General features: G+C 40.5%; 12 protein-coding genes. 9 read left to right on the top strand and 3 right to left on the bottom strand.

What is annotated here, in order from left to right; all coding sequences use genetic code 11:
* Positions 1–78 precede the first annotated feature (78 nt).
* From ACX3PU_RS08870 to ACX3PU_RS08845, 6 genes are all read left to right on the top strand, one after another.
* Positions 79–696 (top strand): KUP/HAK/KT family potassium transporter, encoded by a 618-nt coding sequence (locus ACX3PU_RS08870; protein WP_459084665.1) that lies wholly within the window; start codon positions 79–81, stop codon positions 694–696.
* Between the two features lie 98 nt (positions 697–794).
* Positions 795–1268: a Fur family transcriptional regulator gene (locus ACX3PU_RS08865; protein WP_459084664.1), complete on the top strand. Its 474-nt coding sequence runs from the start codon at positions 795–797 to the stop codon at positions 1266–1268.
* Positions 1268–3004 (top strand): OstA-like protein, encoded by a 1737-nt coding sequence (locus ACX3PU_RS08860; RefSeq protein WP_459084663.1) that lies wholly within the window; start codon positions 1268–1270, stop codon positions 3002–3004. The genes ACX3PU_RS08865 and ACX3PU_RS08860 overlap by 1 nt, the downstream gene beginning before the upstream one ends.
* A 76-nt stretch (positions 3005–3080) precedes the next feature.
* Positions 3081–4271 (top strand): aspartate aminotransferase family protein, encoded by a 1191-nt coding sequence (locus ACX3PU_RS08855; RefSeq protein WP_459084662.1) that lies wholly within the window; start codon positions 3081–3083, stop codon positions 4269–4271.
* Between the two features lie 71 nt (positions 4272–4342).
* Positions 4343–4729, top strand: coding sequence for an START-like domain-containing protein (locus tag ACX3PU_RS08850; protein WP_459084661.1), 387 nt, complete (start codon positions 4343–4345; stop codon positions 4727–4729).
* Positions 4730–4875: 146 nt separating this feature from the next.
* Entirely contained in the window at positions 4876–5667 is a 792-nt protein-coding gene (locus tag ACX3PU_RS08845) for an aminotransferase class IV (protein ID WP_459084660.1), read from the top strand.
* 228 nt (positions 5668–5895) lie between these two features.
* Here ACX3PU_RS08845 and ACX3PU_RS08840 read toward each other — a convergent pair whose 3' ends face one another.
* Positions 5896–6447: a YqgE/AlgH family protein gene (locus tag ACX3PU_RS08840; RefSeq protein WP_459084659.1), complete on the bottom strand. Its 552-nt coding sequence runs from the start codon at positions 6445–6447 to the stop codon at positions 5896–5898.
* A gap of 20 nt (positions 6448–6467) precedes the next feature.
* Between ACX3PU_RS08840 and pdxH the strand changes: the two genes are divergently transcribed.
* Positions 6468–7112: a pyridoxamine 5'-phosphate oxidase gene (gene pdxH / locus ACX3PU_RS08835; RefSeq protein ID WP_459084658.1), complete on the top strand. Its 645-nt coding sequence runs from the start codon at positions 6468–6470 to the stop codon at positions 7110–7112.
* A gap of 72 nt (positions 7113–7184) precedes the next feature.
* Here the strand turns inward: pdxH and ACX3PU_RS08830 are convergent, their stop codons facing one another.
* A complete protein-coding gene (locus ACX3PU_RS08830; RefSeq protein ID WP_459084656.1) occupies positions 7185–7475 on the bottom strand; it encodes an HU family DNA-binding protein in 291 nt (96 codons plus the stop codon).
* 404 nt (positions 7476–7879) lie between these two features.
* On the opposite strand from ACX3PU_RS08830, the gene panD reads away from it, so the two are divergent.
* Positions 7880–8230, top strand: coding sequence for an aspartate 1-decarboxylase (gene panD, locus ACX3PU_RS08825; RefSeq protein ID WP_459084655.1), 351 nt, complete (start codon positions 7880–7882; stop codon positions 8228–8230).
* 13 nt (positions 8231–8243) lie between these two features.
* Positions 8244–9284 carry a lysylphosphatidylglycerol synthase transmembrane domain-containing protein gene (locus tag ACX3PU_RS08820; RefSeq protein ID WP_459084654.1) on the top strand — a complete coding sequence of 347 codons (1041 nt, stop codon included), beginning with the start codon at positions 8244–8246 and terminating at the stop codon, positions 9282–9284.
* A 26-nt stretch (positions 9285–9310) separates the two neighbouring features.
* Here the strand turns inward: ACX3PU_RS08820 and ACX3PU_RS08815 are convergent, their stop codons facing one another.
* Positions 9311–11332, bottom strand: coding sequence for a M3 family metallopeptidase (locus ACX3PU_RS08815; protein WP_459084653.1), 2022 nt, complete (start codon positions 11330–11332; stop codon positions 9311–9313).
* Between the last annotated feature and the right edge of the window lie 7 nt (positions 11333–11339).

Below are 11339 nucleotides of genomic sequence, written 5' to 3'. Positions count from 1 at the left end.
CGTAGGGGGGGGGGGGGGGGGGGGGGGGGGGGGGGGGGGGGGGATGGAAGACAGATTAAAAATAAGTTTATCAAATTTGTGAAGCTAGGAGAATATGCTCCTGTCATTAAGGATTTGAAGTTAGACGAAACGATTCCCAAATACGCAACCAATTTAGCCTTTCTAAGTCGAGCAAAAAGAGCAGATGAAATAGAATCTAAAATCATCTATTCGATCCTTCGCAAGCAGCCGAAAAGAGCAGACCATTATTTTTTCTTGAATATCATTAACCAGGAAGATCCCTATACATTCAAGTATGCGGTAGAAGAGGTGGTTCCCGGAACCATTTATAGTGTGAATTTTTATTTAGGGTTTAAGATTGAGCGTCGTATCAATGATTATTTTGATAGTGTTCTGGCGGATTTGATGGAACAAGGCATGATCCCTTCGAGAAGTGCGCATCCCTCCCTTCGAAGTCATAATATCCCCCCAGATCTTCGGTACGTGATTATCGATAATACCTATATCAACGATACCCTACTTACCGTGAAGGAGAAGATTACACTCAATATTTATAATTTTGTAAAATCGATTGGGAGTGATGATTTCAAAGCGTGGGGAGTCTCTCCACACAACGCGGTAGTCGAGTCTGCGCCTCTTTTGAATCAAATGGTACGAATTAAAAAGATAAGCCAAATCAATTCAAAAAATCTTTAAAATAGGAACGAGAGCCTAAACCTTTCAGTTGGTTTTGAAGCCGGCTCCTTAGAGCTACTCTCAATTTAATTTAATAGATTTGTAGACAATTATTATTAATGGACGCAAAGCAAACAGACTCGAACAAACAAGTTATCAAAGAAGTTTTAAAACAATATCTTCAAGATAAAGGGTTTCGAAATACGCCGGAACGTTATACGATCTTAGAGGAGATTTACAATATGGATCACCACTTTAATGTGGATGATTTGTATTTGCTAATGATGCAGAAAAAGTACCATGTGTCCAAGGCTACAATTTACAATACCATTGAAATCTTTTTAGACGCTGGACTTATTCGAAAGCATCAGTTTGGAGAGAAGACTTTAACGTCTTCTTCCTATGAGAAGTCTTATTTTGACAAACAACATGACCATCTTGTCATATACAAACAGAATTCTGACCGCGAAATTGCTGAAATAATCGAGTTTTGTGACCCACGTATTCAGGGGATTAAAGAGGCCATTGAAGAAGCTTTTGGAGTTGCCATTGACTCACATTCTCTCTATTTCTACGGTAGGAAAAAAGAATAATGCAAAAAGGGCTCCTTTTTATTTTACTTATCTGTGCCCAGTTCTTTTCTGCGCAGATTACTACCCAGCCAAAGACTCCTTTGGTGAAAGACCCTTTTTTTACCAAGCCCTCGCGGCAAACGGTGAGTACCGAGAATGTGCAGCTTGTCCATTCGGATCGTTTTCAGGTAGACCAAAAGAAATTTGAGGGCAATCCTTTTTTTACGGGGAATGTCAAGTTTTCCCACAAAGGATCTATTCTGACAGCGGATGAGGTCATCTTGTATCAGGACGAAAATTTCGTAAAAGCCATTGGTAATGTTCGTCTTGAGAACGCAGACGGATCCGTGATTACCGCTAAGGAAATGGAGTACGATGGGAATACGGAGAGAGGAATCGCAAGAAAAAATGTGGTTTTGACGGATCCGAAACAAACTATCAAGACGGAAACTCTTTACTATGATCGTCGAATTAACCAGGCCTATTTTAATACCGGAGGTACGATTATTAGTGACCAAAGTATCATGTATACCAATGCTGCCACCTACGATGTATCTACAAAAATCATTGATTTCACTGGGAATGTGAAAATTGACAATCCTGAGTATACGGTAGAGGGAAGCAATATCAAACAATATCAAAACACCAATACGGCTGAGTTTTTTGGACCTACCCGTGTGATTAATAAGGAAAACCCTTCTAATTATGTGTACACAGAGCAGGGAAGGTATTTAATGAACAGCAAGGAAGTTTATCTAAATAAAAATTCGAGAATCCATTACAATGGAAAAGTCCTTACGGGGGACACCATGTATTATAATCAATTGACAGGTTTTGGACGTGCGAAAGAGAATGTAACGCTGGACGATCCACAAGAGAATCGCTATATCAAAGGAGGGTATGGAGAAATATACGAAAAGAAGGACTCGGCAATGGTTACCGAAAGCCCGTACGCGGTTAAGATTTTAAAAGAGGATTCCATGTATTTTTCCGCAGATCGAATTTTAGCTTATCAAAAATTAGATTCCACCGGCATTAAAAAAAGTTATTTACGCGCCTTCCATAAGGGACGAATGTTTAAGTCGAATGCGCAGGCAAGAGCTGACTCGATCTCATTTGATGAAACGGACGGAGTTCTTCATCTGAATGGAAATCCGATCCTATGGAGTGGGGCTAAACAAGTGACAGGTGATAAGATTGAGGCTTATTTCAATACCCAAAGCGAAGAAATTGACTCCATAAAGGTCCTTGGAAATGGATTTGCGATTAGCAAAGCAGATTCTCTAAATCTAAAAGATGAGTTCAACCAAATTAAAGGACGAATCCTTACCGTGTACTACGAAAATAATGAGGTGAAATTGGCACAAGCGTTAGGCAACGCCCAAGCCATTACCTATGCGGATTCTGAGGATGAAAAGACCAAAGAGATGGAACGTCTAGGCGTTGTGCTTTCTACGTGTGGAACCATTGAAGTATTGTTTGCAGATAGACAGGTTCAGGTGATTTCCTGCAATGTAGGAGCGAGATCTGACACCTATCCCATGTCCTTTATTTCAAAGGAGAAGCGGTTTTTTCCTGACTTTAATTGGAACACAAAAGATCGATTAAAAACGTGGAAGGATATCTTTGTGGATTCTCCGAACTACGAGCCTATTCAATACGAATCGGATGATTCTCTCTATGAACAGGCACAACTACGCCGACGAGACGAAAATGCGAAAAACCAACCCAAGGTGGAGAAGCGCACTCGTAAATAAGTCTGCTGAATGATTCGTCTCCTAATTTCAGAATTTTCATAGTCATTTTTAGAGCAATATTTCCGAAATTTGCATCATGCAAAAAGAATTTTTCAAGTACCAAGCACAAACAACTCCTTTTGCCTCTGGCTTTGAGGTGGAGCGCGCCGAAGGTTCCTATATTTACGACACAAACGAAAATAAATACCTTGATTTTGTGGCGGGTGTTTCTGCCAATACCTTAGGACATTCTCATCCCAAAATTGTCGAGGCCATCAAAACGCAAGCGGATAAATATTTGCATGTCATGGTCTACGGGGAGTATGCACAGCAAATGCCGGTTCAACTATGCGAACTCCTTGCACACTCCACGCCAGAACCTCTAGAAGTGACCTATTTGGTCAATTCTGGAGCTGAAGCAATAGAAGGTAGCTTAAAACTTGCCAAGCGCTACACGGGAAGAGAAGAAATTGTTTCTTTCAAAAATTCATATCATGGGAATACCCACGGAGCGCTTTCTGTTTCTGGGAATGAATATCACAAAAGAGAGTTTAGACCCTTACTCCCACTCGTGCAGTTTATTGAATTTAACCGCCTAGAAGATCTCACTAAAATCACGGAAAGCACCGCCTGTGTTTTACTTGAAACGATTCAAGGAGCTGCGGGATTTTTGCTGCCAGAGCCCGCGTATTTGAGACAATTAAAAGAGCGCTGCGAAGAAGTGGGTGCCCTTTTGATCCTAGATGAAATCCAGCCTGGATTTGGACGTACGGGGAAGCTTTTTAGTTTTGAACATTATGGAATTGTGCCAGATATCCTTGCTATGGGCAAAGGAATGGGAGGAGGAGTGCCGGTTGGGGCCTTTATGAGTTCAAAAGAAATCATGAAGTCTCTTACGCATTCTCCGAAACTTGGACATATTACCACCTTTGGAGGAAATCCTCTTATTGCCGCGGCATGCCATGCAACGTTAAGTGAAGTTCTCACCAGTGGTCTGATGGATGAGGTGCACTCCAAAGAATCGCTATTTCGAAGTCTGCTCGTGCACCCAAAAATTAAAAATGTAAACGGGCGTGGACTTATGCTCGCAGTCAATTTACAAGATCCCGACTTTACCCTACGTGTTGCGAAAACTTGTATGGAACTTGGACTCATCGTTTTTTGGCAATTGTATCGCAATGAGTACCTTAGGATTTCTCCACCCTTAACGATTTCAGAAAGTGAAATTAAAGAGGGCTGTAAGATCCTACTTCAAGCTCTTGATCAAACGGCAGATTCAACCCTATAAAAATCATCTTTTTTCTATTGTGTAAATAAGAAATTAATTTATATATTGCGGCACATTAGAAAACATAGAATATGGCCAAGCAGAAAGTGCAGTATGAATATCCAATGCACTGTCTTTCCGAAATTTTGTACGAATACCTTGCGAGTGCTGAAGGGCTTTCCGAGTGGTTTGCAGATGAAGTGATTGAAAGAGGGGATGATTTTTATTTTAGTTGGGGTGGCGGTCCTGCAGAGAAGGCTACGCTAATAAGATATAAACCAGAGAGTTTCGTACGTTTCCGTTGGGAAGAAGATGAGGATACAAAGAACTATTTCGAGATGACCATTGTCATTGACGAGATCACTGAAGATTTGGCTTTGAATATCACGGATTTCTGCGAGAAAGGAGACGAGGATGAGAATCGCCTTTATTGGGAGAACTTAATCGAAAATTTGCAGATCAAATTAGGAGCTGCATAAGAATATATTTTTCCTTCACTGAGTTGCAGAGGAAGTAAGAAATGAGATGAACGAGTGATTCGTTCATTTTTTTTTGGTCTATTCTTTCGGTAAACCTCTTTAAAATGCTTAATTTTGTTCGCTTTATTTAGATAAATATGAATGATATGGGTCTTTCTACGTCCACGCCTTCGCGTGCTTTTTTATACGGAGATGCAGTAAGTGTTTCTTTTTTTGTGCGAAATTCAAAACTTGTCTTTGCAGAAGAGAGTTATTTTTTTCTGATGGCCTCGATGCGAAAAATGCGAATGAGAATTCCTTTAAGTTATACGCTTGAATTTTTCCAGGAACTCTTTCAAAACGAATTGCTCAAGGAAGATTCTAAAGAAGGCATTATTCATTTTATGGTCTACCGCGAAACGGGTGATGGGCCCCTTGAAAAGGCAGATGTAAAATATTGGTTTGGCTTTTCACCGCTTCCGGAGCTGATCTCGCTTCAACAGCCCCTTAAGATGGATCTGATTAAAGAGATTAATGTAAATACAAATCTCTTAAGCAACATTCGAGTCCATTGCAGCGAGAACATTTATGGGCAAATTTACGCTCTTGAAAATGACTTAGACGATGTGATTTTATTAAATCCCAACAAACGCATTGCACGCTCTACTTTAGGCAATCTATTGCTATTGAATGACGAAGTGATACGGGTGCCTAAACAGACTGAAGGGGCGTATATCTCTCCTTTAATGGAGGCCTTTGTAACTTTTATCCATAAAAACAATCTTGCTCAAATTGAACAGGCAGAACTGGTCGCATTTGAAAGTCAGAAAGCAGAAGAAATTCTTATGATTTCAGAAGAGAAAGGAATTTTCAGTGTAGGCAAGATTCGAAACAAGGAATTTTCAAATCTGCGCTTTAAAGAATGGATTCAGAAATGGAAAGAATCGATGCTTGACTAAAGGATAAATGTTTTATTTCATGGCAGTACTTTGCGTTCGTCCTTAATTGACAAACCCAACAAACAACCGTTTAGTAAGTCATTTGCCGGGTTTTTAAACTTTGCTTAAAAGTCTCTCAAAGAAGTCTCAAAACGGATACTTACTCTGATTTTTATACTACAAAGTAAGCCATATTTTCTCTTAAAAAGTCCCCATAGGATTGCTAAAAAAATGTTAATGTTTAGTAAGTCAATTCATGGAGATGTCCTCAGGTGCATTGGCCCACAAAAGGTAATCTCCTCCTAGCTTTTGCATCAGTTTTTTCCACAAATTATCGTCGTATCTGGCGGTGTAATCTAAATTAGGCACATCGACAGGAGTCCAAGCTTTGCGCGCAATTTCAGATTCGAGTTGTCCAGCAAACCATCCGGAATATCCTGCGAAGAACTTGATATTGAGTAAGTCGATTTCTTCATCGAGAACTCCTTTAATAATAGATTTATAGTTTTCAGTGGCATAGTAGTTCTCGTTAATCCAGATACTGTCCTCTTGTTCTGTTTGTCCTTTAATGATAAAGAATTTTCGATCCGGTTCCACAGGACCCCCCTCGAACCAGACTGAATTTTTCGTGACCTCTGAGGAATCCGTTATGAAAAATGATTCGTCTTTTTTCTTGTTTAATATTAGCCCAAATGCCCCGTCAGAGGTATGTTCTAGTAAGAGGACCAAAGATCGAGAAAAAACATCCCCGCTTAGATCGGGCGTGGAAATTAATATTTTACCTTTGTAGGAGTAACTCATAGTCAAATGTAAAAAATAATATGGAAAATCTACACGATTGGCGTCAGAATTATAAAAGATCCGAGCTGTTGGAGACTGAATTAGAAAAGAACCCTATGCAGCAATTCAAGACTTGGTTTTTGGAAGCGCAAAGCCTTGAGAGTCTTTCGGAGCCTAATGCTATGGCTGTATCGAGTCTTGAATCGGATGGGACCCTTAGGACTCGAATGGTCTTACTTAAAGAGTATACCTGGGAGGGATTTGTGTTCTACACGAATTACAACAGTAGGAAAGGACATGCCATACAGGAGCATCCTCAAATAAGTCTGCATTTTTTTTGGCCGGCAATGGAAAGGCAAGTGCTAATTAGTGCAAGGGCAGAAAAAGTAGCGGAAAGTCAAAGTGATGGCTATTTTTCTCAACGACCCAAAGGAAGTCAATTGGGGGCTTTGGTATCGAATCAGAGCTCCGTTATTCCGGATCGGGATTACTTGGAGAACCAAATGCACAAGTTGGAACAGCAGTATGAAGGAAAGCAAGTGGAAAGGCCTAGCTATTGGGGTGGGTATTTAGCAAAACCTTATGAAATGGAATTCTGGCAAGGACGTCCTAACCGATTGCATGATCGTATTCTTTACCGGCTAGATGAGCATTGCGATTGGGTACAAGAACGATTAGCCCCCTAAATTCTTATAGAATTAAAACAAAAAGAAGCGAACCCCGAAAGAGTTCGCTTCTTTGCTTTGAATCGAAATTGATTATTTCTTCTTTTGACCAGAAACCGCAGTGGCTAAATCCGCTCCTGCTTTGAATTTTGCTACTTTTTTCGCTGCAATTTTGATCGGTTTTTTTGTTGCAGGGTTGATTCCTTGTCTTGCAGCTCTTTCCGCTACAGAAAATGTACCGAAACCTACTAGGGAAACTTTCCCATCCTTTTTCTTAAGGGTAGATTGTACATTAGACATGAATGATTCTAAGGCTGCTTTCGCAGACACTTTTGTAATTCCGGCATCTTTTGCCATCGCGTCGATTAGTTCAGACTTGTTCATAACGATATTTTGTTTTAAAGTTAGTTGTTACTAGAGCAAATATAATACAATTTTCATATTGTGCAAATTTTTTTGAAAAATTTCATCAAAATTGTATTTTTCGCATGGTAAAGAATGAAACTTGATAATTCAAGCCTCCCTGCTAAATGCGTGTTTTATGGTACTAAAATTATGCCAAAGACCCTATTGTTCAGTGTTTTCAATATTACTTGTGATTGGATATTTGAATTGCGAATTATTAAATATAGGGCATACTATGAAGCTATTTTTCCTAAAGTTTGTGATAATCCTAACAAAATAAGATAATTTATGCAGTATGGGTAATGTTAGCTTCTCTTATTTGCCTTGTATTCAATTGGTTATTTTTAAAAGGTTTTTAGAATTAAATTAATAAATTTGCGGCTATGTTAATTGAACTATTTAAATCGAAAATTCATCGCGTGAGGGTTACGGCCTCCGATCTCGATTATATTGGGAGTATTACGATAGACGAAGCACTTTTGGTAGCTTCGGGTATCATAGTCGGAGAACGAGTCTACATTGTAAATGTAAACAACGGAGAGCGCTTTGATACTTATGTGATCAAAGGGAAAAGGAATTCCGGTGAGATTTGTCTTAATGGTCCTGCAGCCAGAAAAGTACAGAAGAACGATATAGTGATCATCATTGCCTATGCGCAAATGACACCGGAGGAAGCAAAGACTTTTCAGCCTAAGATTATTTTTCCAAACGAACAGAACAATCTGTTAACCTAAACGAACAGACAAGTTGGAAACGAAAAGAAAAACTCCGCTATTAAAAACCTTGGTGACCATCGGTATCTCTGTGGCAGTCGCTGTTTTTTTTCTTTGGCTTGCCTTTCGAGGTCTTGATATTCACGCGATTCAAGGGTATTTTGCTGAAGCTAATTATTTGTGGGTTTTATTTGCCGCCGTGTTTGGACTGTTGGCGTATTGGATTCGAGCCATCCGATGGAATCTCCTCCTTGAGCCAATGGGGTATAGAATCTCCAATTCCAATGCCTTGTGGACAATTTCTTTTGGTTATTTAATGAACCTTACGGTGCCTAGAAGTGGAGAACTAGCACGTTCCACCGCACTGTACGGAGTAGAAAAGGTACCCGTGGACCAGTCCTTTGGTACCATTATACTTGAGCGAGTAATCGATCTGCTTTGCATGATGCTTTTCCTGTGTTTAGCCCTGATTTTAAAATACGATGCAATTCAATCGTTTTTCAACTATGCATTTAGCCAGCAAGGTGCAGAATCTAGCTCAAGCGGCTACTGGATCCTGGTGATCGGCTTGATCTTGGTTTCTGGAGCAGTTTTGTTTTTCAGTCTTCGCAGTAAATTGCAAGCAATTGCATTTTTCAGCAAATTGTATGGGATCGTAGATGGACTTATCGAGGGCATGACAAGTATTTTTCGCCTGAGAAGACCAGGACTCTTTCTTCTTTATTCTCTTGCAATTTGGATTTGCTATTATCTCGCCGCGTACATTGTGTGTTTTGCGTTACCAGAAACGGCAGGGTTTTCGCCCGCCGACGGACTCTTTATTATCGTGATTGGGACCCTTGGGATGATTGTTCCTGCCAGCGGTGGGATCGGTGCTTTTCACCTCGCCGTAAAATTGGGTATTGGGGCCTTGTTTGTAAGTGCGGGAGGTTCCTTCGAGAAAGGTGCAGAAATTGGATTAGCGTACGCGTTTATATCCCATACCCTTCAACTCGTGATTATGGCTGTAATGGGTTTCATTTCCATTCCTTTGCTGGCGAAAGCGAGAAGCAAAAGTCCAGCGCTAGCAAAATAGAATTCTACTACCACTGGACTTTCGTTCTAGTTCGTTCCAAATGCTCTTTTTAGTAGGCTTTCTACTTTAGGTTCTCGACCTCGAAACCTTTTGTATAAGACCATCGGGTCAATGGAGCCTCCTGCAGAAAGCAGTTTTTTGTATTTTGCTGCCGTTTCTGGGTCAAACAATCCTTTTTCTTTGAAGAGATCAAAGGCATCGGCTTCGAGAACTTCTGCCCACTTGTAAGAGTAGTACCCTGCGGCATATCCGCCTTGGAAAATATGCGCAAATGCAGGGCTCATAGCCGTTTTCTCGTGCGTTGGGTACAGGTTTGTGCCTAGCGTTGCATTGGTTTCAAATGTTTTGACATCGTCTACCGGACTCGAAAGCGAATGGTAGGCAAGATCTAAAAGTCCAAATCCTACTTGTCGCAAAGTTTGATAGCCCTCCATAAAACTTTTGCTTTTGGCTAGCTTCTGGATTTGATCTAAAGGAAGGGGTTCCCCTGTCTTATAATGTTTGGCAAACGATTGAAGAAATTCCGGTTCATAACAATAGTTTTCCAAGAATTGAGAAGGAAGTTCTACAAAATCCCATTTGACTGAGGTTCCCGACAAATTAGGGTAATGGGTGTCGGCCAGAATGCCGTGAATCGCATGCCCAAATTCATGAAAAAGTGTAGTGAGTTCTTGAAAGGTAAGTAAGCTAGGAGTCGTTTGTGTAGGTTTTGTGAAATTGCAGACCACAGAAATGTGTGGCCTTTGCTCTCTAGCTCCCTTTTTAAATTGACTCTTGTAACTCGTCATCCAAGCGCCAGAGCGCTTTTCCTTACGAGGGTGAAAATCTGTATAAAGGATTGCTTTTTCTTTTCCGTTTTCGCTAACTAGATACGTTTGAACATCGGGATGGTACAGCGGAATGTCTTTTATGAGTTCAATTTTAAGTCCAAACAGACGATGAGCAAGATCAAATACGGCCTCAAGCGAACTTTGTAAGGGGAAGTAATCACGAAGCTCTTCTTCGTTTATTTCCAATTCCTTTTGTCTTCTTTTCTCGACATAGTAGGCGTGATCCCATGCTTCCAGAGGCTCAATTCCATCCTCTTTCGCATAGGATTTTAAAATTTCAATTTCTTTTTCAGCATACGGTGTTGCCTTGGTTAGCAGCTCGTGCAAAAAGCTTGAAACTTCTTTTGGGCTTTTCGCCATACGTTCCTCAAGAACGTATTGGGCAAACGAATCATACCCTAAGAGTTTAGCTTTCTCTTCTCGTAAGGCGGTTATTTCCTTGATTAAGCTTTGGTTGTCGTAAATTCCATCGTCAAATGATTTGGCTGAATTGGCAAAATAGAGTTCTTTTCTTAATTCACGGTCTTTTAGGTAAGTCATCGCAGGTACATAACTTGGGTACTGCAGGGTTATCGTATATCCTGTTTCTTCTCGTTCCTTAGCTTCAATCGCATAGGGCTCAATTTGACTTTTCGACAAGCCTTCAAGAGCAGATTCTTCTTGAAGATTCTTTGAGTAGGCATGGGTTGAGGCCAATAGGTTTTCCCCAAATTTTAGGGACTTTTGCCCAAGATCTTTGTTGATGTTTTCGAGCTTCTTTTTATCTGAGTGGGATAAGAGCGCTCCCCCTCGAACAAAGTCCTTGTAGGTTTTGTCCAAGAGCGTGGTCTGTTCTGGGTCAAGCGTAAGCGTTTGCTTTGCATCATAGACAGTTTGAATTCGCTTAAACAACGTTTCGTTATGCGATATTTTAGCAGAAAACTCTGTGAGTAGGACAGAGACGCTCTGAGCGGTCTTCTGCAGTTCTTCAGAGGTCTGAGCGGAATTTAAATTAAAAAAGATTGAGGAAATCACCTCAAGTTTTTCCCCACTGAAGCTAAGCGCCTCGAGCGTGTTGGAAAACGTAGGAGATTCCGGGTTTTGCGCAATTTGATCAATTTCTTTTTCTGCAATTTTTACCTCGGCTTGAAACGCAGGTAAGAAATCACTGGTTTCAATTAAATCAAAAGGTGCGGTCTCATATGGGGTTTTGAATATTTCTAGTAAAGGATTTGTCATAAGTTCG

The sequence above is a fragment of the Chryseobacterium sp. A301 genome (assembly GCF_054489425.1).
This window is presented reverse-complemented; position numbering and strand designations above follow the sequence as displayed.

Bases quoted from the DNA above. Each gene is read 5' to 3' on its own strand.
- ACX3PU_RS08865 (WP_459084664.1), top strand. From the start codon at position 795: ATGGACGCAAAGCAAACAGACTCGAACAAACAAGTTATCAAAGAAGTT.
- ACX3PU_RS08860 (WP_459084663.1), top strand. From the start codon at position 1,268: ATGCAAAAAGGGCTCCTTTTTATTTTACTTATCTGTGCCCAGTTCTTT.
- ACX3PU_RS08855 (WP_459084662.1), top strand. From the start codon at position 3,081: ATGCAAAAAGAATTTTTCAAGTACCAAGCACAAACAACTCCTTTTGCC.
- ACX3PU_RS08850 (WP_459084661.1), top strand. From the start codon at position 4,343: ATGGCCAAGCAGAAAGTGCAGTATGAATATCCAATGCACTGTCTTTCC.
- ACX3PU_RS08845 (WP_459084660.1), top strand. From the start codon at position 4,876: ATGGGTCTTTCTACGTCCACGCCTTCGCGTGCTTTTTTATACGGAGAT.
- ACX3PU_RS08840 (WP_459084659.1), bottom strand. From the start codon at position 6,447: ATGAGTTACTCCTACAAAGGTAAAATATTAATTTCCACGCCCGATCTA.
- pdxH (WP_459084658.1), top strand. From the start codon at position 6,468: ATGGAAAATCTACACGATTGGCGTCAGAATTATAAAAGATCCGAGCTG.
- ACX3PU_RS08830 (WP_459084656.1), bottom strand. From the start codon at position 7,475: ATGAACAAGTCTGAACTAATCGACGCGATGGCAAAAGATGCCGGAATT.
- panD (WP_459084655.1), top strand. From the start codon at position 7,880: ATGTTAATTGAACTATTTAAATCGAAAATTCATCGCGTGAGGGTTACG.
- ACX3PU_RS08815 (WP_459084653.1), bottom strand. From the start codon at position 11,332: ATGACAAATCCTTTACTAGAAATATTCAAAACCCCATATGAGACCGCA.